Below are 19,644 nucleotides of genomic sequence, written 5' to 3'. Positions count from 1 at the left end.
TGATCCGCCGGTCAGCGCTGTGTCAGGGCTGCCAAGGTCGCGACGAAACGGTCGAGATCGGAGCGGCTGACGAAGTAGTGCGGTGAGGCGCGCAGGACGGCGGGCAGCGCGCGCTCGGTCATGTCGAGCAGCGCTGAGGTGGCGCGGCTGACGGTGACGGTGACGGCGTGCTCGGCGAGCCGGTCACGCAGCTGGTCCGGATCGTGGCCGTCGACGGTGAACGAGACGATGCCGCTGTGCTCGGTTCCCAGATCGCGCACGGTGACGCCGGGCAGGTCGGCCATGGCTTCGCGCAGGTATTCCGCGCCCGCGGCCACCGCCGCGTAGGCCTCGTCGGGACCGAGTTCGAGCAGGTAGTCCACGGCGGCGCCGAGGCCGAGGCGGGCGGCCACATCGCACTCCCAGAACTCGAAGCGCTGGGCGCCGTCGGCGAGGCGGTAGTCGGTGGGGCCGGTCCAGGTGGCGCTGTGCAGGTCGAGGCGGGCGGGTTCCATCGTGTGCGCCAGTTCGTTACGCACGTAAAGGAATCCGGTGCCGCGCGGGCCACGCAACCATTTGCGCCCGGTGGCGGACAGGGCGTCGACACCGAGTTCGATCACATCGATCGGTAGTTGGCCGATCGATTGGCAGGCATCGAGCAGCACGATCGCACCGGCTTGTTTCGCGATGCGGGTCGCCTCGGCGACCGGGTTCACCAGGCCGCCGTTGGTCGGCGCGTGCTGCAGCGAGACCAGGCGGACGCGATCGTCGAGCATGTTCGCCAGGGCGACGGTGTCGAGGCGGCCGGTGTCGTCGCTGGGAATGCGCTCGACCACCGCACCGGTCGCGGCGGCGCGCTGCAACGCGGCGATGGCATTACTCGCGTAGTCGGCGCCGGAGATCAGCACGCGGTCGCCGGGGCGCAGTGGCACCGAGTAGGCGAAATCGGCCCATGACCTGGTGGCACTGTCGCTGAGCGCGATGGTGTCGTTGGTGGCGCCGATCAGGGTGGCGATGGAGGTCTTCACGGCGGCGAGGTCGTCGAGTCGCTCGTTTGCCGCACGGTAGCCACCGATGTCGGCTTCGCGGCGAAGATGAGCGATCACGGTGTCGGTGACGATGCGCGGCGGCAGGGACGAGCCCGCGCTGTCGAGGAAGACCTTGCCGTCGGCAAGGCCCGGCGTGGCGGCGGTAATGGCGGCGAAATCCAGCATGGCGACGACCCTAGCGCCGATCGGTGTTCGGCTTCTGGACACTTTTTCTGTCGGTGGCCCTCGCTACCCTGGAATGAACGACATGCGCCGAGCCCCGGCGGCGCTCACCACGTGGAGGTTGGCATGGCGGTCACCCTGGAACGTTCGTCCTGGCCGGATTCCGCCTGCGACCAGGGCGAATTGTCGTCGCGGGCGGCGGCCGAGGCCTATGTGGGCGGGGTCTGTTTCAAGCTCGGACCACCCACGCTGATCGGTGCCGAACTCGAATGGCTCACCGCCGGACCCACCGGCGCCCGACCCTCGCTCGACCAGCTCTCCTCGGCCCTCGGGCCACATGCTCCGACTTCCCTTGCCCCTGCCTCACCCGCGCTTCCCCTGCCCGGTGGCAGCGCGGTGACCATCGAACCCGGTGGTCAGATCGAACTCTCCAGCGCACCTTTCGCCGATCCGGCGGAGCTCACGCGGAATCTGCGGGCAGATGCGGCCCGTTTGCGGGACTTGCTCGCCACCAGGGAAATCACCGTCACCGCCGCGTCCGCCGACGCGCACCGCCCGGCCGAGCGGCTCCTTCGCTTGCCCCGATACGCGGCCATGGAACGCGCCTTCGCCGGCATCGGCCCCTTCGGCGGCCTGATGATGTGCAATACCGCCGCCACCCAGGTCAGCGTCGACGCGGGCGCCGACCCAACCGAGGTGCGTGCCCGCTGGACTGCGCTCTACGTGCTCGGGCCCGCGCTGATCGCGGCGTTCGCCTGCTCGCCCACCTTGCACGGAATACCGTGCGGGGATTGGGTTTCCCAGCGTATGCGCACTTGGTTGCGCCTCGACCCGGCCCGGACCAGGCCGCCGGTATCCGACTGGGCCGACCCGATCACCGCCTACGCGCGCTGGGCGCTCGACGTGCCGCTGCTGTGCGTGCGCTGCACCGAACCCGACGCCGACTGGTCGCCCCCACCGGGCGCGACCTTCGCCGACTGGCTCTCGGGCGCACTCGACGACGAGGTCGGCCGCCGCCCCACCCGTGCGGACCTCGACTATCACCTCACCACCCTGTTTCCGCCGGTCCGGGCCTCCGGGCACCTCGAGGTCCGCTACCTCGACACCCAACCCGGCGACACCTGGACCACCCCGATCCACCTGTTCGACGCCTTGCTCTCGACCCCCGAAGTGGTCGCCGAGGCAACAGCTCTCGCGGCCCCGGTCGCGGGGGAGTGGACCACAGCGGCGCGCCACGGGCTGCTCGACCCGCAGGTGCGCCAGGTGGCGGTGGACGTGCTCGACCTGGCGGCACAGCATGCCAGAACACCCGCCGCTGCACAGGAATTGGCCGACGCGGCGCGTCGATGTCGCTCGGCACTCAGCCCCTCGAACCAGTTGGAGAGCTCGGAGGGTTCGCGATGAATCGACGTCGCGCGCCCGATGGCCCGACCCTGCTTGCCGCTGTGAAGATCCCTGTCGCCCAGCCTCACTCGGAGATCCGCTCGTGACACTTTCCGCACCCGCCGACCATGCCGACCGCGAACGCACGCGAGCCAGGATCGCCGAGGTGCTCGCTCGTGCCCGCCGCCGCACCGCCGTGCTCACCGACAGCGTCGACGAGGCCGACCTCGTCGCGCAGCATTCACCGCTGATGTCGCCGCTGGTCTGGGATCTCGCCCACATCGGCAACCAGGAGGAACTCTGGCTGGTGCGCGATGTCGGCGGCCGGGAACCGGTGCGCAGCGATATCGACGAACTGTACGACGCCTTCAAGCACGCCAGGGCGAACCGGCCCGCGCTGCCGTTGCTGAATCCGGAGCAGGCGCGTGGCTATGTGGGCACCGTGCGCGAGAAGGTCTTCGACGTTCTCGAATCCAGTCCGCTGCTGGGAAACCCGCTGGTTGACAATGGTTTCGCGTTCGGGATGATCGCTCAGCACGAACAGCAACACGACGAGACCATGCTGGCCACCCACCAGTTGCGTCTGGGCGCACCGGTGCTGTCGGCGCCACCCGCGCCGTCCGCGCGGGTTCCGATCGGCGGTGAAGTGGTCGTTCCCGCAGGCGAATTCGTGATGGGTACGTCAGCCGATCCCTGGGCGCTGGACAATGAACGGCCGGCACATCCGGTGTATGTCGAGAGTTTCGCCATCGATGTCGCCCCGGTGACCAACGAGCAGTACCTGGCGTTCATGGACGACGGCGGGTACGAGCGCCGTGAGCTGTGGTCGGAGCGCGGGTGGGCGCACCGGCAGGAGGCTGGGCTCGTCGCGCCGCAGTTCTGGGAGCGTGAGGGGAATCAGTGGTACCGAAGGGTTTTCGGGGTGCGTACCGCGCTGCGGCCACGTCAGCCGGTGGTGCACGTGTGCTGGTTCGAGGCGCAGGCCTATGCGCGGTGGGCGGGTAAGCGGTTGCCCACCGAGGCCGAGTGGGAGAAGGCTGCACGGTTCGACCCGGCCACCGGAGCGTCGCGCCGCTATCCGTGGGGTGAGGACGAGCCGAGCGAGCGCACCGCCAACCTCGGCCAGCGTCATCTGGAACCGGCCGAGGTCGGCGCGTATCCGGCCGGTGCGTCGGCAACCGGCGTGCACCAGCTGATCGGTGACGTCTGGGAGTGGTGTTCCTCCGGCTTCGAGGCCTACCCAGGGTTCCGTGCCTTCCCGTACCGCGAGTACTCGGAGGTCTTCTTCGGTGGGGACTACCGGATCCTGCGCGGCGGTTCGTTCGGCACCGACGAGGTGGCCTGCCGCGGCACCTTCCGCAACTGGGACCACCCCATCCGCAGGCAGATCTTCGCCGGGTTCCGGCTGGCCCGCGACCTGCGCGAGGACGAACGCTGATGTGCAGACACCTCGGCTATGTCGGCCCACCGGTCGCGGTCGGTGAATTGGTGTTGCGCGGCTCGCATTCGCTCTACGCCCAGTCCTGGGCGCCACTCGACATGCGTGCAGGCGGCACCATCAACGCCGACGGTTTCGGCGTCGCCTGGTGGCGTCGCGCCGAGGTCGGCATGGACGGCGCCCGCGACGCGGTGACCCGCTACCGCAATCCCGCCCCCATCTGGACCGATCCGGCCGTCGCCGAGGTCCTCGGGCAGCTCGAGTCCCGAGCGGTGCTCGCGGCCGTCCGCTCGGCCACCGTCGGCATGCCGATCGAACGCTCCGCCTGCGCCCCCTTCACCGACGACCACTGGGCCTTCAGTCACAACGGTGTCGTGCAGGAGTGGCGAACCACCCTGCCCGCCGTTCTCACCGACTTGGCGCCTTTTCTCGATCCGTCCGCCTCGGCCTCGATGTTCCTGCACGCCGAGGCACTCACCGACGCGGCGGCACTGTGGGTCGTGTTACGTGCCCTGCTCGCCGCGATCGACCCCGACGGTCCGGTCACGTCGCCTGCCGACGCGCTGCGATTACTGGTGACCACCGTGCTGCGTCATCAGCCCGACGCCCGCGTGAATCTGTTGCTCGGCAACGGTTCCGAGCTCTGGGCCACCACCTGCTGGCATGCCTTGTCGGTGCTGGTCACCGACGATTACGCCGTGCTGTCCTCGGAACCGTACGACGACGATCCACGGTGGCGACCGGTCGCGGATCGTCAGCTGGTGACAGCGTCGCCCGGCCACTGCACCATCACCGCTCTGGAATTCCCCGCCACCGAAAGGGTCCGTTCATGACCGCGCCGCTGCTGGACATCCACCTCACCGACGCCGATCTCACCGAGGCCCTGCGCGCCGACGCCCGCGCCGGACTCACCGCCGACCCGAAGTCGCTGCCGCCCAAGTGGTTCTACGATGCGCGCGGCAGCGAATTGTTCGAGGCGATCACCGAGCTGCCCGAGTACTACCCCACCCGTACCGAGCGGGCGCTGCTGCGCGATGTGGTCGACGAGATCGCCGCCGCCCGCGCCGACGTACTGGTGGAACTCGGCGCGGGCTCGGCGGCCAAGACCCGGCTGCTCCTCGATGCACTCACCGCTGCAGGTTCACTGAAAACCTATGTGCCACAGGATGTTTCCGCGTCCGCACTACGTGGCGCGGCAACCGAATTGGCCGCCGAGTACCCGAACCTGTCCGTGCACGGTGTGGTCAGCGACTTCACCGACACCCTGCACAACCTGCCGAGGGGCGGGCGCCGCATGATCGCCTTCCTCGGCGGAACCATCGGTAACCTGGTGCCCGCCGAGCGCGCCGAATTCCTGGCCGGCATCACCGAGGTTCTCGAACCCGGGGAACTGCTGCTGCTCGGCGCGGGCCTCGTGGTCGCCCCCGAGATCGTCGTTCCCGCCTACGACGACGCCGCGGGTGTCACCGCCGAGTTCAACCGCAATGTCCTGCACGTCCTCAACAACCGGCTGTCCGCCGATTTCGAGCCGGACAAGTTCGAGCACGTCGCGCTCTGGGATCCCACGAACGAGTGGATCGAAATGCGCCTGCGCGCCACCGAAGCCATGACCGCGACCGTCGCCGATCTCGGCCTCACCGTCGACTTCGCCGCGGGCGAGGAGATGCGCACCGAGATCTCGGCCAAGTTCCGCCCCGAAGCCCTCAGCGCCGAACTGGACACCGCGGGCTTCGCACCCACCCACACCTGGACCGACCCCGAGAACCGCTTCACCCTCGTCCTGGCCGAGCGCCGTTGACCGCGGCTACGACGGAACAGCCGCGGTCGGCGGGATGTCGACCGGGCAGGTCGTCAGGGTGTGGCGGCTCTAGAGGTCGAGTTCGTCGGCGACCCCTTCGCCGCTGATCAGGTTCTCGTCGCCGTCGAGGTCGGCGTTGTCGAGGGAGTCCTCGTCGAAAGCGCGGACGGCGACCTCTTCGGCGGGGCGCTCGTCTTCTTCCATCTCCTCGTGGCGCTCGCCGCTCTCGGTCCACTCCTCCGACAGTTCCTCGTCGATACCGAGGAAGCCGTCGGCGTCGGCCTCGCGGTTGCGGATCACGTAGTCCGCGGGCGGGTCTTCGATATTGCGTTCGTATTCGATGATGTCGTCGGCCTGATCGTCGTCGCCCATGTCCATGTCCAGCGGTTCACGGCTCATGGTGCCAGTATCGGCCTGTGCGCCGACCGGTGCCAGGAAGGCACGCCCGCGCGGATCAGTCGACGCCTTCGAGGACGGCGGCCAGCCATTCGATGAGCGGACGTAGCTCGTTCCAGGCCCGCCGGACCTCGGTGACGCCTGCGGGGGTCTCTAGCCAGTCGGGTGCCCCGTAGTCGCGGCGAACGATCAGCGACTTGTGGCGTAGTAGTTCGATGCGCGGATGGTCGGCGGGGTAGCCCTTCGGGCGGGTCTTGAGCTGTTCGCCGCCGAGGTCGTAACCGGCGGCCGTGATCGCGGCCAGGATGCCCTCCAGTTCACGGCCGCGCACGTCGTCGTCGATGGTGGCGCGCAGGACGGCCAGGGCGCTCGGCGCGGGCCGGAAACAGCCGCCGCCGACGGCCAGCCCGGCCGCGCTGATCTGCACGTACCAGCCCACACCCGGGGAGAGGTGGACCACCGCACCCTGATGAGTCTTGTAGGGCGTCTTGTCGGCGGAGAAGCGCACGTCACGGTAGGGCCGGAAAACCCTGGCGTCCCCGAATTCGGCCGCCAGCTCGGCGGTGAGCGCGACCATCGGCGCCCGCACCGCCTCGTCGTAGGTGTGCTTGTGTGCGGTCCAGAAGGCCTTGGAGTTGTCGGCCTCGAGATCCTCGTAGAAGTCCAGGCCGACCAGGGGGAAACCGGTGAAAGCGTTCATCGTGCGTGCGGTTCTCAGTTCTGTGACGGGATGATGTCGGCGTCGAAGAAGAACACCCGGATCGCCAGCCCCGCGAGCAATGCGAACAGCGCCGCCACGGCCGACCAGTTGCCGAGCGGTTCACCCTTCTTGCTCCCGTACAGCCCCGCCGCGATCCCGAGCACTCCGAAGATGATCGGGAAGAACAGCAGGGCGATCACGGCGAACACGAACGCCACGGTCGACCAGGTCTTACCCGCGGACGCCTCGGCATCGCCGCCGGAGTCGTCGACCGGCAACCCACCGTAGGACACCTCGGGCCTGCCGGGATACTTGGCCTCGTGCGCGCCATGCGATGGCTCGACCGGCTCGTCCGACAGCGAATACGACACCTCGGGCCGCTCCGGCTTGGCATGCCTGGGCCGGTACTCGCCCTCTCCGGATTGCGGTGTGCTCATCGAGACCTCCCAGGTCGGGCTATCGTCGGGCTACCGTCTCCAGTATCGCCCCACGGACCCTCGCCACCACGCTGCCGACACACGAACGGCCCTCGGCGCGATGCCGAGGGCCATCGGTGAACAAACTCAGGCGTTGCCGTTGAACAGGCCGGTGACCGAGCCGTTCTCGAAGACCTCGCGGATGGTGCGGGCCAGCAGCGGCGCGATCGACAACACCGTCAGCGTGGGGAACTTCTTCTCCTCGCTGATCGGCAGGGTGTTCGTGATGACCACTTCCTTGGCACCGCACGAGGCGAGGCGCTCGGCGGCCGGGTCGCTGAGCACACCGTGGGTGGCCGCGATGATGACATCGCCCGCGCCCGCTTCCTTGAGCACCTTCACCGCGCCGGCGATGGTGCCACCGGTGTCGATCATGTCGTCGATCAGCACGCAGGTGCGGCCTTCGACGTCACCGACGACGCGGTTGGACTTCACCTGGTTGGGGACCAGCGGGTCGCGGGTCTTGTGGATGAACGACAGCGGGGTGCCACCGAGCGCATCGGCCCACTTCTCGGCGACCTTCACGCGACCGGCGTCGGGGGAGACCACGGCCAGGTTGTCGGTGGAGTAGTTGGTGCGGATGTAGTCCGACAACTGCACCAGCGCGTGCATGTGATCGACGGGGCCGTCGAAGAAGCCCTGGATCTGGTCGGTGTGCAGGTCGACGCTGATGATGCGGTCGGCGCCGGCGGTCTTGAGCAGGTCGGCGACCAGGCGGGCGGAGATGGGCTCACGGCCGCGGTGCTTCTTGTCCTGGCGGGCGTAGGGGTAGAACGGCAGCACGGCGGTGATCCGCTTGGCCGAACCGCGCTTGAGCGCGTCGATCATGATGAGCTGTTCCATCAGCCACTGGTTCAGCGGGGCCGGGAAGCTCTGCAGCACGAAGGCGTCGGAACCGCGCACCGACTCCTCGAACCGGACGAAGATCTCACCGTTGGCGAACTCACGCGCGGTCTGCGGGGTGATGTCGACATCGAGTTCCTTGGCGACCTGCTCGGCAAGCTCAGGATGTGACCGGCCGGCGAAGAGCATCAAGTTCTTCTGATTGTCGATCGAGAACGCGGTCACTGCTGGTTGCCATCCTTTTGCTCGATTGCCTTGTTCGACGTCTCGTCTGCCGCGATGGCTTCCGCCGCCGCGCGTGCCGCAGCGGTTCCGGGACGGTAGCGCTGCACCCAGTTCTCAATGGTGCGTTGTGGCCCACCCGACACGGCAAGTGCCCCGGGCGGAACGCTCCTGCGCAGTACAGTACCCGCACCCGTATAGGCGCCGTCACCCACGGTGACCGGAGCGATGAACATGGTGTCGCTGCCGGTGCGCACATGGGAACCGACCACAGTGTGGTGCTTGTTCACCCCGTCGTAGTTCACGAAAACACTGGACGCGCCGATGTTGCTGTACTCGCCGATCGTCGCGTCACCGACGTAGGTGAGGTGCGGAACCTTGGAGTGCGCGCCGACCGTCGCGTTCTTGGTCTCGACGAACGCGCCGAGCTTGCCGTGCTCGCCGAGCACGGTGCCGGGACGCAGGTAGCTGAACGGCCCGACATTGGCGTTCTCGCCGATCTCGGCCTGCTCGCCGTGGGTGCGCACCACCTTGGCACCCGCGCCGACGATCACATCGGTGAGCGTGGTGTCGGGCCCGATCTCGGCGTCCTCCCCGATATGGGTCTCGCCGAACAGCTGGGTTCCGGGGCGCAGGACCGCGTCGCGCCCGATCCGCACACTGGCGTCCACCCAGGTGGTAGCCGGATCGATGACGGTGACGCCCGCGCGCATGTGCCGCTCGAGGATGTACCGGTTGAGCGTGGCACCGGCCTGCGACAGCTGCACCCGGTCGTTGACCCCGGTGACCTTGTTCGAGTCGACCAGTCGCGCGCCGTGCACGGGGTGCCCGGCCTCGCGGGCCAGCCGCAACACGTCGGTGAGGTAGAGCTCGTGCTGGGCATTGGCCGTGGACAGCCGCCCGATCATGGTGCGCAACACGGCGGCGTCGAAGGCGTAGACGCCGGAATTGACCTCTTTGATCTTGGCCTGGGCCGGGGTCGCGTCGGCGTGCTCGACGATCTCGGCGACCTGACCGTCGTCGTCGCGCACGATCCGGCCGTAACCGTTCGGGTCGTCGGGGACGAAGGTGAGCACGGTGACGGCCGGTCGTTCGGCGTAGCTGCGGTGCTCGTCGAGCAGGGCGCCGAGAGTGTGCCCGTCGAGCAGCGGCACATCGGCGGAGGTGACCAGCAGGTCGCCGGTGAAATCGGCGGGCACGGCCTCGAGCGCGCACTGCACGGCGTGGCCGGTGCCGAGCTGCTGTTCCTGTACCGCACAGACGATTTCGCGTCCGAGTTCCTTGCCGACCTCGGCGACGGCGGCGCCGACCTTGTCGCGGTCGTGGCCGACGACGGTGATCAGATGGGTGGGGTCGATCTCCGCCGCGGCGTGCAGCGCGTGCGAGAGCATCGAGCGTCCCGCGAGCGGATGCAGCACTTTCGGAGTCTTCGACCGCATTCGCGTCCCAGCCCCGGCTGCGAGAACGACGACGGCGGTCTGCGGTGGCATGGATCTCCCTCGGCTGCCGGTCAGCGAGTGTGCTGTGGCGGGTTCGGTCGGTCGGTGATGGGGTGCGGGCCGACGATACGTCACTGTGCCCGTGTGTGCTCCGCCGCCAGGACTCGAACCTGAACTATCTGAACCAAAATCAGAGGTGCTGCCATTACACTACGGCGGATCGCCACACCAGTGGGCTGTCAGAGCCCACCACTGTGCTACGGCACGGCCATGATCCTCGCATAGATCGCGCCTCGCGGAAAATCTTGGCCGGTCCGCCACTCCGAGAATTTTGGCCAGACTCAGGTGCGGAAGAAGTCGGGAACGCGGCAAGCCTGCGGAGGTGGCCTGGTCAGCTGGTACCCGACGAGTTACCCATGTGCTCGCGAGATCAGTCGTCGGCAGGGTGGGGATGTGATGGCATCGTGCGGTCTGAGACAGTTGGGGGTGGTGGGTCCGGCAGGTGGTGGAGAGGCAGGGAAGTTGTCTTCTAGTGATCCGGGTCGGGTGTCCAGGCCGAGAATGACCGGTACGCAGCGGCGTCAGCAGTTGATCGAGATCGGTCGCGCGTTGTTCGCGGAGCGGGGCTACGACGCCACGTCGATCGAGGAGATCGCGCAGCGTGCGCAGGTGTCCAAGCCGGTGGTCTACGAGCATTTCGGGGGTAAGGAAGGGCTCTACGCGGTGGTCGTCGACCGCGAGATGTCGATGCTGCTCGACATGGTCACCTCCTCGCTCACCCAGAACCGGTCACGGTTGCGGCTCGAGCAAGTGGCGCTGGCGCTGCTCACCTACATCGAGGAACGCACCGACGGGTTCCGCATCCTGGTGCGCGACCAGCCGGCGCCCAATGCCGACGGCCGGTACTCGAGCCTGCTCAACGAGGCCGTCAACCAGGTGGCGCACATTCTCGCGGGCGACTTCGGCCGCCGCGATCTCGACACCAGTCTGGCGCCGCTCTACGCCCAGGCGCTCGTCGGCATGGTGTCCACGGCGGCCACCTGGTGGCTCGACGAGCGCACCCCGCCGAAGGAAGTGGTCGCGGCGCATCTGGTGAACCTGTGCTGGAACGGTTTGAGCCACTTGGAAGCCGAACCGGGTCTCAGCTCCGAATGGAATACGAACATCGCGGGGCCCAAGCCGGGGTAACCGGTCGATAGCGCCCGTGCCGGAAGCGAATCCAGGATTCGGGTGCCCCCGAAGGGTCTGGTGGTACGGTTCACCCATCCTTTTGGGTGCTGCCGGGCGGTATGTCGATCAACTTCGGGATGTCGGTCTACTTCAGGATGGCTGGATTATTGGATGACAGGCGGATCTGATGGCTAGGCAAGCGCGCGCGGAGATCACCCGCGACTCCGTCCTTGCTGGCGCTGCCGATGTCTTTCTCCGTTTGGGCTACGCCAACGCGAGCCTCAGCGAAATCATCGCGCAGTCCAATGTGACCAAGGGCGCCTTGTACTTTCACTTCGGCTCCAAGGAGGAGCTGGCACGGGCGGTGGTCGATCAGGGCAACGAACGGCTCATCGGGTCGTGTCAGGGTTTCTTCGATTCCCGGGTGCCCGCGCTCGAGGCGTGCATCGGCATCACCTATGTGGTCGCCGATCTGTCGATGAACGATCCGATGGTCGGTGCGATGCTCAAGCTCACCCACCAGATCGGTGACTATCGCGGCGCCCAGGGCGACAACATCGCCAAGACCTGGGGTGAGACGTACCGGGTGCTGTCGGAGCGCGCGATCTCCCAGGGCGACCTGCTCGCCGATCTCGACGCCGAGGTGGTCGGGCTGCTCCTGCAGGAACTCACCGCGGGCGTGCACATCGTCGCGGTGGGCACCGAGTCGATGGACCAGATGGCCACCCGGATGGAACGGGCCTGGTATTTCCTGCTGCCCTCGATCGTTCCGCCCGAGAAGCTGTCGTATTTCCGGGAGTTCGCGGCACGCCGGTTGCGCCGCTACGTGGTCTAGACGCTGCGGTCGGTGGCGAGCACGGCCCGCACGTCGGCGTCGGGTCCGCTCGCCTCGATCCGCACCTCGTCGCGCCCGAAGGCGTGCAGCAGCAGTTCCGAGGGCGGTCCGGTGAGCACGACCGCGTCGCCGGTGCCCGCGTGCGCGGTGATCCGTTCACCGCTCGGGGTGGCCAGCACCAGCGGCGCGGGTGACTTGCGGTAGTTCGCCCGGGCGATCGCCCGCAGCGCCCGCCACAGCCGCTGCTCGTCGGCATCGTCCAATTGCCTTGGCTCCCAACCTGGTTCGCCGCGGCGGATGTCTTCGTGGTGGATGAACATCTCGGTCAGGTTCACCACCGCGTCGACCGGGCGCAGCGGTGACCACAGCGGTGGCCCGGTGCGGATCTGCTCGGCGAGCACCGGGAACGGGCGCTGCCGGATCTTGGCCTGTTGCCTGTCGAGGTAGCCCGTCATCGGCTTCAGGAGGATGCCGAGCGCGGCGTCGGGCCTGCGCTCGCGCACCACCAGATGGGCGGCGAGGTCGTAGACGGTCCAGGTGCCGCACAGCGTCGGTGCTTCGGCACCCGCCGCGAGTGCCGACCGAACAAGGGCGTGGCGTTCACGTTGAGCCAGACTCACGCCTGCGACCCTACGCCGCGTGGCCGGTGCCTCGCCCAGCTCGGGGAGATGTCGGAGCCGGTGACTAGACTTTGCTACGTCCTCCTCGACCATCCCGTCTGCGCATTCAGGAGCGTTCATGTCCTCCCTTCGTCCCCCGCTCGCCGGACTGGCCGAGGCGGCTGGGGGTGATGCCGCGCTGCGGACGGTGGCCGATCTGGTCGGCAAGTCCGGGGTGGAACTGGTCGCCCCCTCGGCGGTGCGCGCGTTCGTCGCGAGCACCGTGGCCGCCCAGCGCCCGCTGGTCGTCGTCACGGCCACCGGCCGCGAGGCCGACGACCTGACCGTCGAGCTGGCCGAGATGCTCGGCGACTCGGTGGCGATGTTCCCGTCCTGGGAGACGCTGCCGCACGAACGCCTCTCACCCGGCGCCGACACGGTCGGGCGCAGGCTCGAGGTGCTGCGCAGGCTCGCCCACCCCGACGACCCGGTGTACCCGGAACCGCTGCGCGTGGTGGTCACCACGGTGCGGTCGCTGATGCAGCCGATGACGGCGGACCTCGGCGATATCGAGCCCATCGTGTTGCGCGTCGGCGAGGACCACGACTTCGACGCCCTGCTCGCGCGCCTGGTCGAATTCGCCTACACGCGCGTCGACATGGTCGGCAAGCGTGGCGAGTTCGCGGTGCGCGGCGGCATTCTCGACCTGTTCCCGCCGACGGCCGATCATCCTGTGCGCGTGGAGTTCTGGGGTGACGAGGTCACCGAGCTGCGCCCGTTCGCGGTGGCCGATCAGCGCTCCATCGACGATCTGAGCGTCGAGGTGGTCGTGGCCCAGCCGTGCCGCGAACTGCTGCTCACCGAGCCGGTGCGCGAACGCGCCGCCGCCGTCGCGGTCGACAACGCCGCCGACGCCGCGCTCGTCGAAATGCTCGACAAGATCGCCGAGGGCATCCCGGTCGACGGCATGGAGGCGCTGCTTCCCGTCCTGGCGCCCGGCAAGCTGAGCCTGCTCACCGAGGCGCTGCCCGAGGGCACCCACCTGCTGCTGTGCGACCCGGAGAAGATCCGTACCCGCGCGGCCGACCTGGTACGCACCGGCGAGGAATTCCTCGAGGCCTCCTGGACGGCGGCTTCCTTCGGCAGCGATGCCCCGCTGGGCGCGCACGGTCTCGACCTGGCCGCCTCCGGTTACCGTTCGCTGCCCGAATTGCACGGCAGCGCAGACGAACTCGGCCTGCCGTGGTGGACGTTGAGCCCGCTCAGCTCCGGCGATCCGGTCGAGGTGAACCTGCCGGTGCTCGCGGGCCCGACCGCGCGCGGGTCCGAGGAGCTGGTCGCGACCATCTTCGCTTCGCTGCGCGCGCATGTGGCGACCGGCGGGCGCGCCGTCGTGGTGGTCACCGGGCACGGCACCGCCCAGCGTGTGCTGGAACGGCTCGGTGAGGCCGAGGTGCCTGCCGCGCTGCTCCCGACGGGGGCGGTTCCGGAGCCCGGTGTGGTCGGTGTGCTGTGCGGTTCGCTGCACGACGGGCTGATCTTCGACGACGCGGGCCTGGTCGTCGTAGCCGAATCCGATCTCACCGGCAACCGCGTCACCGCGCCCAGCGAGGGCAAGCGGCTGCCCGCCAAGCGCCGCAACCAGGTCGACCCGCTGGCCCTGTCGGCAGGCGACATGGTGGTCCACGACCAGCACGGCATCGGCCGCTTCGTCGAGATGATCGAACGCACCGTCGGCGGGGCGCGTCGCGAATACCTGGTGATCGAGTACGCCCCGAGCAAGCGCGGCCAGCCCGGCGACCGGTTGTTCGTGCCGATGGAGTCGCTCGATCAGCTCTCCCGCTACGTCGGCGGCGAGCTGCCGAGCCTGTCCAAGCTGGGCGGTTCGGACTGGGCGAACACCAAACGCAAGGCGCGCAAGGCCGTTCGCGAGATCGCCGGTGAGCTGGTGCAGCTCTACGCCGCCCGCCAGGCCGCACCGGGACACGCCTTCGGCCCGGACACCCCGTGGCAGCAGGAGATGGAAGACGCGTTCGCGTTCACCGAGACCGTCGACCAGATGACCGCCATCACCGATGTGAAGGCCGATATGGAGAAGCCGGTCCCGATGGACCGAGTGGTCTGCGGCGATGTCGGCTACGGCAAGACCGAGATCGCGGTGCGCGCGGCGTTCAAGGCGGTGCAGGACGGCAAGCAGGTGGTGGTGCTCGTCCCCACCACACTGCTGGCCCAGCAGCACCTGCAGACCTTCACCGAGCGGGTGGCGGGCTTCCCGGTGACGGTGCGGGGCCTGTCGCGCTTCACCGACGCGTCCGATTCCAAGGAGATCCTGGCCGGGATGGCCGACGGATCCGTCGACATCGTGGTCGGCACCCACCGGTTGCTGCAGACCGGGGTCCGCTGGAAGGACCTCGGTCTGGTGATCGTCGACGAGGAACAGCGCTTCGGTGTGGAACACAAGGAGCACATCAAGGCGCTGCGCACCCACGTCGACGTGCTCACCATGTCGGCCACCCCGATCCCGCGCACCCTGGAGATGAGCCTGGCGGGCATCCGCGAGATGTCGACCATCCTCACCCCGCCCGAGGAACGTCATCCGGTGCTCACGTACGTGGGCGCCTACAACGACAAGCAGGTCACCGCCGCCATCCGCCGCGAGCTGATGCGCGACGGTCAGGTGTTCTACGTGCACAATCGGGTGTCCTCGATCGACAAGGCCGCCAAGAAGATTCGCGATCTGGTGCCCGAGGCGCGGGTGGTCGTGGCGCACGGTCAGATGAACGAGGACCAGCTCGAGCGAACCGTGCAGGGTTTCTGGGAGCGCGAATACGACGTGCTGGTGTGCACCACGATCATCGAGACCGGTCTCGACATCTCCAACGCCAACACCCTGATCGTGGAACGCGCCGACTCCCTCGGCCTCTCCCAGCTGCACCAGTTGCGCGGCCGGGTCGGTCGTTCCCGTGAGCGCGGGTACGCCTACTTCCTGTACCCGCCGGAGAAGCCCCTCACCGAAACCGCCTACGACCGGCTGGCGACCATCGCCCAGAACTCCGATCTCGGCGCCGGTATGGCGGTCGCGATGAAGGACCTCGAGATCCGTGGCGCGGGTAATGTGCTCGGCGCCGAACAGTCCGGTCACGTGGCGGGCGTGGGTTTCGATCTGTACGTGCGGCTGGTCGGCGAGGCGGTGGAGGCCTACCGGGCCGCCGCCGACGGCAAACCGATCGTCACCGAGGAGATCAAAGAGGTGCGCATCGACCTGCCCGTCGACGCGCACATCCCGCCCGACTACATCGCCAGCGACCGGCTGCGGCTCGAGGCGTACCGCAAACTCGCCTCCGCACAGGACGATTCGGCGCTGGCCGCCGTCGTCGAGGAGCTCGTCGACCGGTACGGGCCGGTGCCGGTGGAGGTCGGCAGGTTGGTGGCGGTGGCGAAGCTGCGGCTGCTGGCGCGCGAGTACGACGTGTCCGAGATCGTGGTCACCGGTTCGACGTTGAAGATCGCCCCGCTGAACCTGCCCGACTCGAAACAGATGCGGCTCAAGCGGATCTACCCCAGCGCCACCTACCGCGCGGCCAGCGGAATGGTGCAGTTGCCGCTGCCACGCGTCACCGACAGTGTCGGCGCCGACCGGGTCCGCGATGTCGCGGTGCTGCAATTCGTCGCCGACCTGCTGCTGGTGCTCGACGGCAAACCGCAAGGGATGGTGGATCTTTCGGTGCCGGCCGAGGCGAGCGTATGAGCGAGGCGCAGGAGGCGGCCGATACCGCCGTCGTCGCGGCGGGCCTGGCCGACGCCGTGCGGGTGATGGACCGGCTGTGGCACTTCGGTGGTTGGGAAACCACCCAGACCCACGATTCGCTGCGCCCCTACCTGCTCGAGGAAACCTACGAACTGCTCGACGCCATCGGCTCCGGCGACTACGAGACCATCAAGGAGGAACTCGGCGATCTGCTGCTGCAGGTGCTGTTCCACTCCCGGATCGCCGAAGCCGCAGGCGAATTCACCGTCGACGATGTGGCGGCGGCGCTGGTCGACAAGCTCGTGCACCGCAGCCCGTATCTGGTGGAGGCCGACTTGCCACCGGGTATCTCGGTGGCCGACAAGATCGCCGCGCAGGAAAAGGCTTGGGAGGAGCGCAAATCCGCGGAGAAGGCGCGGCGCTCCTGTCTCGACGGCATCGCCATGGCCCAGCCCGCGCTCGCGCTCGCCGAGAAGATCCGCGTCCGCGGAGCGCGTGGGGGTCTGCCCGACGACCTGATCCCCGCGGCCCTGCGCACGGTCGAGCTCGGCGGGCCGGATTCCGCCGAGGAACGCCTGCGCAAGGCCGCACTCGACTTCGCCGCGACCATACGCGCGGCCGAGGACGCGGCGGAATCGGCACGGGGGGAGCGGTTACCGCTCACCGCCGAGGACTGGCGCACCTACTGGCCGAGCTGACCACCGACGACACCACGCGATCGACTGCGGCCGACGTACGCAGTTACCCATCGGCTAACGATCTTGATCGGGGGAATGCCCGATGATCGCTGCCGAGACCTTAGCGGCAAGTGCCACAGCGCTTTAGACTCGGTGGCGAGCGCGTCGTTCGCGGCGAGCAGGGGTGTCCGACGATCGTCGAGGTGAGGTAGATGGCAACAGAAGTCGATCCGGCAGAGCAGGATGTGGTGACCGACCATCCCGAACTCGACGTGCTGCCGGTGTGGCCGCAGGAAACCATCGCGGTACTGGTCACCACCGATCCCGGCCCGCACGCCATCCCGGTCTCCTGGCCGGTTCGCGCGGGTGACCGGCGCATCCTCATCAGCCTGCGCACCAATCGTGGGTCGCTCGCCCGGTTGCGGGAGCGACCCGAGGTGGCGTTGCTGATCCTTGGCGGCGGCAATGTGGCGCTGTCGGCCCGGGGCCGGGCGACCGTGATCGCCGAGCAGATGCCCGAGGCCGAGGACTACGCTGCCGTGCGGATCGAAGTCGACGTGATCGACGACCACCGTCAGTCCGCCTTCGCGGTGGACCGTGGCATCCAGCGAACGGTTCTCGACGACACCGAACTGCGCGCCCTGGAGGGCCGGGTCGAGACCTTGCGCACCTGGGCCGAGCAGCAGCACTGAACACGATCAGGACAGAAGGGTTTTCATGAGCGTCTCACTCGCCAAGGGCGGCAATGTCTCGCTGTCGAAGCAGACCGACAACCTCACCAAGGTCGCGGTCGGTCTCGGCTGGGACGTGCGGACCACCACCGGCGCCGACCACGATCTCGATGCCAGTGCGTTGGCGACCGGGGCCAACCTGAAGGTGCTGTCGGACCAGCATTTCGTGTTCTACAACAACCTGCGTTCGCCCGAGGGAACCATCGAGCACACCGGCGACAACCTGACCGGTGAGGGCGACGGCGACGACGAGGTGATCAACGTCGACCTGGCCGCCACCCCACCGTCGATCACCAACATCTTCTTCCCCGTCTCGATCCACGACGCCCAGGCCCGCGGCCAGTCCTTCGGCCAGATCCGCAACGCCTACATCCGGGTGACCGACGCCAACACCGGCGTCGAACTGGCCCGCTACGACCTGTCCGAGGACGCGTCGACCGAGACCGCGATGGTCTTCGGTGAGCTGTACCGGCACAACAACGAGTGGAAGTTCCGCGCCATCGGCCAGGGATACGCGTCCGGACTCGCGGGGATCGCCCGCGACTACGGCGTCAACATCTGACGAAACGTGCGACGAACGGGCGGCGGTCCTGGCGACCGCCGCCCGTCATCCTGCCTGGGTCGCTGGAATACGCGGGAGCGGAGTCGTACTCGCCTGGTCGAGCAGGCTGAAGTACTTGCGGAGCATGAGCGCTGCCGTCGTGGCCAGGCCAGCCGTGAGGCCCCACCAGACGCCTGCCGCCCCGAGGTGCAGCGGGAACGCGAACAGCAGGGCGGCCGGGATGCCGACACCCCAGTAACCGACGAGCGAGAGCCGGAAGCCCGCCGAGGTCTCCTTCAGCCCGCGCAGCAGACCCGTCCCGATGTTCTGGGCGGCGTCGAAGAACTGCAGCACGATGCCGATGAGCAGCAGGGTGTGGGCGATGTCGACGGTCGCGGTGTCGGAGGTGTCGAGGAAAGGCGCGAGCACGACGTCGGGGGCCAGGATGTAGACCGCCCCCGTGACGATGGCGAGTACACCCGCATGGCGCAGGGCGAGCCAGGCCAGGGACTTGGCGTGGCTGTACTCGTCGCGGCCCACGGCATGGCTGACCAGGATCGACGCACCGTGCGACAGGCCGATCGCGACCTGGAAGACGATGTAGATGATCTGGTACACGACGTTGTGCGCGGCCAGGGCGGCCGGGCCGAAACTGCCCATCACCAGCGCCAGCACCGAGAACATGCCCGCCTCGGAACCGTAGGTCAGCGCGATGGGGGTGCCGAGGCGAAGTTCCTCACGCACGGTCGCCCAGCGCACCGGCCACGGGGTTCGCGGCAAGGTGGCGCCGAGCTGCTCGTCGCGGCGAACCATCGCCCAGAACACCCCGAAGGTGATCAGGAAGACCAGGGAGGTGGCGATGCCGACGCCGGTCAGACCTGAGGCGGGGATGCCTGCCCAGCCGTGGATGAAGGCGAGCGCGAGCACCAGGTTCAGCACGACGGACCCGAGCGTCACCATCAACAGTGCCTGGGGACGCTGCATGCCGACGGTGTACTGGCGCAACACCTGGAACCACAGGCACGGCAGCAGGCCGGGGGCCAGCGCGATCATCATCGGACGGGCCAGGTCGAGAACGGCGGTGTCCTGCCCGAGCCACGACAGCGCCCAGCCGAGACCGATCAGCACCGCACCACCGAGCAAGCCCGCGATGGTGGCGATGACGAACGCCGCCCGGACCACCGCGCGCACCTCGTCGTCGGCCGACTCGCCGCGTTTGCCCGCCGCGCCGAGAGCACCGGCGATCTGATTACCGGTCCCGGTGATCAGGCCGACGCACATGGTGCGGATCTGGTTGAACAACACCAGCGCCAGGCCGCCCGCCGCGACCTGTGCGACACCGAGCGTGCCCATCAGCACGAGGTTGGTGGTCGATACCGCGATCTGGGCCAGCTGGGTCAACGCGATCGGCGTCGCCAGCTTGGCCAGTGCGCTGGTGTCGGTGTTCTTACCGTTCAC

At 68.3% G+C, this 19,644-nt stretch carries 18 protein-coding genes and 1 tRNA gene; 10 read left to right on the top strand and 9 right to left on the bottom strand.

The genetic code is table 11. The features are described from left to right. Window positions 1–11: 11 nt before the first annotated feature. Complete coding sequence (locus AB0I19_RS13085) at window positions 12–1,193, bottom strand: aminotransferase class V-fold PLP-dependent enzyme (protein ID WP_357148074.1); 1,182 nt, start codon at window positions 1,191–1,193, stop codon at window positions 12–14. A gap of 123 nt (window positions 1,194–1,316) precedes the next feature. On the opposite strand from AB0I19_RS13085, the gene egtA reads away from it, so the two are divergent. The 4 genes from egtA to egtD all read left to right on the top strand — a co-directional run bounded on the left by egtA (window position 1,317) and on the right by egtD (window position 5,809). Then, window positions 1,317–2,594: an ergothioneine biosynthesis glutamate--cysteine ligase EgtA gene (gene egtA, locus AB0I19_RS13080; protein WP_357148071.1), complete on the top strand. Its 1,278-nt coding sequence runs from the start codon at window positions 1,317–1,319 to the stop codon at window positions 2,592–2,594. A gap of 82 nt (window positions 2,595–2,676) precedes the next feature. Beyond that, window positions 2,677–4,011 (top strand): ergothioneine biosynthesis protein EgtB, encoded by a 1,335-nt coding sequence (gene egtB, locus AB0I19_RS13075; RefSeq protein WP_357148069.1) that lies wholly within the window; start codon window positions 2,677–2,679, stop codon window positions 4,009–4,011. Beyond that, on the top strand, window positions 4,011–4,844 hold the full coding sequence (egtC, locus tag AB0I19_RS13070; RefSeq protein ID WP_357148066.1) for an ergothioneine biosynthesis protein EgtC: 834 nt from the start codon (window positions 4,011–4,013) through the stop codon (window positions 4,842–4,844). Before egtB ends, egtC begins: the two co-directional genes overlap by 1 nt. Continuing rightward, complete coding sequence (gene egtD / locus AB0I19_RS13065; RefSeq protein WP_357148064.1) at window positions 4,841–5,809, top strand: L-histidine N(alpha)-methyltransferase; 969 nt, start codon at window positions 4,841–4,843, stop codon at window positions 5,807–5,809. Before egtC ends, egtD begins: the two co-directional genes overlap by 4 nt. 69 nt (window positions 5,810–5,878) lie before the next feature. Here the strand turns inward: egtD and AB0I19_RS13060 are convergent, their stop codons facing one another. The 6 genes from AB0I19_RS13060 to AB0I19_RS13035 all read right to left on the bottom strand — a co-directional run bounded on the left by AB0I19_RS13060 (window position 5,879) and on the right by AB0I19_RS13035 (window position 10,105). Then, window positions 5,879–6,208 carry a hypothetical protein gene (locus tag AB0I19_RS13060; protein ID WP_357148061.1) on the bottom strand — a complete coding sequence of 110 codons (330 nt, stop codon included), beginning with the start codon at window positions 6,206–6,208 and terminating at the stop codon, window positions 5,879–5,881. Window positions 6,209–6,263: 55 nt separating this feature from the next. Next, window positions 6,264–6,905: a DUF2461 domain-containing protein gene (locus AB0I19_RS13055; RefSeq protein WP_357148058.1), complete on the bottom strand. Its 642-nt coding sequence runs from the start codon at window positions 6,903–6,905 to the stop codon at window positions 6,264–6,266. A gap of 14 nt (window positions 6,906–6,919) precedes the next feature. Continuing rightward, window positions 6,920–7,342, bottom strand: a complete 423-nt coding sequence (locus tag AB0I19_RS13050) for a hypothetical protein (protein ID WP_357148055.1) — start codon at window positions 7,340–7,342, stop codon at window positions 6,920–6,922. 126 nt (window positions 7,343–7,468) lie between these two features. Continuing rightward, window positions 7,469–8,449: a ribose-phosphate diphosphokinase gene (locus AB0I19_RS13045; protein WP_357148053.1), complete on the bottom strand. Its 981-nt coding sequence runs from the start codon at window positions 8,447–8,449 to the stop codon at window positions 7,469–7,471. Next, complete coding sequence (gene glmU / locus AB0I19_RS13040) at window positions 8,446–9,936, bottom strand: bifunctional UDP-N-acetylglucosamine diphosphorylase/glucosamine-1-phosphate N-acetyltransferase GlmU (RefSeq protein WP_181696671.1); 1,491 nt, start codon at window positions 9,934–9,936, stop codon at window positions 8,446–8,448. The genes AB0I19_RS13045 and glmU overlap by 4 nt, the downstream gene beginning before the upstream one ends. 98 nt (window positions 9,937–10,034) lie before the next feature. Beyond that, a tRNA-Gln gene (locus tag AB0I19_RS13035) sits at window positions 10,035–10,105 on the bottom strand. A gap of 341 nt (window positions 10,106–10,446) precedes the next feature. Between AB0I19_RS13035 and AB0I19_RS13030 the strand changes: the two genes are divergently transcribed. Both AB0I19_RS13030 and AB0I19_RS13025 read left to right on the top strand, forming a co-directional pair. After that, window positions 10,447–11,073 carry a TetR/AcrR family transcriptional regulator gene (locus tag AB0I19_RS13030; RefSeq protein WP_067485532.1) on the top strand — a complete coding sequence of 209 codons (627 nt, stop codon included), beginning with the start codon at window positions 10,447–10,449 and terminating at the stop codon, window positions 11,071–11,073. A gap of 169 nt (window positions 11,074–11,242) precedes the next feature. Beyond that, complete coding sequence (locus AB0I19_RS13025) at window positions 11,243–11,890, top strand: TetR/AcrR family transcriptional regulator (protein ID WP_067485534.1); 648 nt, start codon at window positions 11,243–11,245, stop codon at window positions 11,888–11,890. Here AB0I19_RS13025 and AB0I19_RS13020 read toward each other — a convergent pair. Beyond that, entirely contained in the window at window positions 11,887–12,510 is a 624-nt protein-coding gene (locus AB0I19_RS13020; protein ID WP_357148050.1) for a TIGR03085 family metal-binding protein, read from the bottom strand. The two genes, AB0I19_RS13025 and AB0I19_RS13020, sit on opposite strands and share 4 nt — an antisense overlap. Window positions 12,511–12,628: 118 nt before the next feature. Here AB0I19_RS13020 and mfd point away from each other — a divergent pair, with 118 nt between their 5' ends. The 4 genes from mfd (at window position 12,629) to AB0I19_RS13000 (ending at window position 18,207) form a co-directional block, all read left to right on the top strand. Then, entirely contained in the window at window positions 12,629–16,237 is a 3,609-nt protein-coding gene (gene mfd / locus AB0I19_RS13015; RefSeq protein WP_357148047.1) for a transcription-repair coupling factor, read from the top strand. Further along, a complete protein-coding gene (locus tag AB0I19_RS13010; RefSeq protein WP_357148045.1) occupies window positions 16,234–16,935 on the top strand; it encodes a MazG family protein in 702 nt (233 codons plus the stop codon). Before mfd ends, AB0I19_RS13010 begins: the two co-directional genes overlap by 4 nt. A gap of 191 nt (window positions 16,936–17,126) precedes the next feature. Further along, window positions 17,127–17,606 carry a pyridoxamine 5'-phosphate oxidase family protein gene (locus AB0I19_RS13005; RefSeq protein WP_357148043.1) on the top strand — a complete coding sequence of 160 codons (480 nt, stop codon included), beginning with the start codon at window positions 17,127–17,129 and terminating at the stop codon, window positions 17,604–17,606. 25 nt (window positions 17,607–17,631) lie between these two features. Then, window positions 17,632–18,207, top strand: a complete 576-nt coding sequence (locus tag AB0I19_RS13000; protein ID WP_067485544.1) for a TerD family protein — start codon at window positions 17,632–17,634, stop codon at window positions 18,205–18,207. A gap of 45 nt (window positions 18,208–18,252) precedes the next feature. Here the strand turns inward: AB0I19_RS13000 and AB0I19_RS12995 are convergent, their stop codons facing one another. After that, window positions 18,253–19,644, bottom strand: coding sequence for an MATE family efflux transporter (locus AB0I19_RS12995; RefSeq protein WP_357148040.1), 1,392 nt, complete (start codon window positions 19,642–19,644; stop codon window positions 18,253–18,255).

Origin of the sequence: Nocardia sp. NPDC050413 (assembly GCF_040655475.1) — a bacterium.
Lineage (GTDB): Bacteria > Actinomycetota > Actinomycetes > Mycobacteriales > Mycobacteriaceae > Nocardia > Nocardia coubleae.
This window is presented reverse-complemented; position numbering and strand designations above follow the sequence as displayed.

Bases quoted from the DNA above. Each gene is read 5' to 3' on its own strand.
- AB0I19_RS13085 (WP_357148074.1), bottom strand. From the start codon at position 1,193: ATGCTGGATTTCGCCGCCATTACCGCCGCCACGCCGGGCCTTGCCGAC.
- egtA (WP_357148071.1), top strand. From the start codon at position 1,317: ATGGCGGTCACCCTGGAACGTTCGTCCTGGCCGGATTCCGCCTGCGAC.
- egtC (WP_357148066.1), top strand. From the start codon at position 4,011: ATGTGCAGACACCTCGGCTATGTCGGCCCACCGGTCGCGGTCGGTGAA.
- egtD (WP_357148064.1), top strand. From the start codon at position 4,841: ATGACCGCGCCGCTGCTGGACATCCACCTCACCGACGCCGATCTCACC.
- AB0I19_RS13060 (WP_357148061.1), bottom strand. From the start codon at position 6,208: ATGAGCCGTGAACCGCTGGACATGGACATGGGCGACGACGATCAGGCC.
- AB0I19_RS13055 (WP_357148058.1), bottom strand. From the start codon at position 6,905: ATGAACGCTTTCACCGGTTTCCCCCTGGTCGGCCTGGACTTCTACGAG.
- AB0I19_RS13050 (WP_357148055.1), bottom strand. From the start codon at position 7,342: ATGAGCACACCGCAATCCGGAGAGGGCGAGTACCGGCCCAGGCATGCC.
- glmU (WP_181696671.1), bottom strand. From the start codon at position 9,936: ATGCCACCGCAGACCGCCGTCGTCGTTCTCGCAGCCGGGGCTGGGACG.
- AB0I19_RS13030 (WP_067485532.1), top strand. From the start codon at position 10,447: ATGACCGGTACGCAGCGGCGTCAGCAGTTGATCGAGATCGGTCGCGCG.
- AB0I19_RS13025 (WP_067485534.1), top strand. From the start codon at position 11,243: ATGGCTAGGCAAGCGCGCGCGGAGATCACCCGCGACTCCGTCCTTGCT.
- mfd (WP_357148047.1), top strand. From the start codon at position 12,629: ATGTCCTCCCTTCGTCCCCCGCTCGCCGGACTGGCCGAGGCGGCTGGG.
- AB0I19_RS13010 (WP_357148045.1), top strand. From the start codon at position 16,234: ATGAGCGAGGCGCAGGAGGCGGCCGATACCGCCGTCGTCGCGGCGGGC.
- AB0I19_RS13005 (WP_357148043.1), top strand. From the start codon at position 17,127: ATGGCAACAGAAGTCGATCCGGCAGAGCAGGATGTGGTGACCGACCAT.
- AB0I19_RS13000 (WP_067485544.1), top strand. From the start codon at position 17,632: ATGAGCGTCTCACTCGCCAAGGGCGGCAATGTCTCGCTGTCGAAGCAG.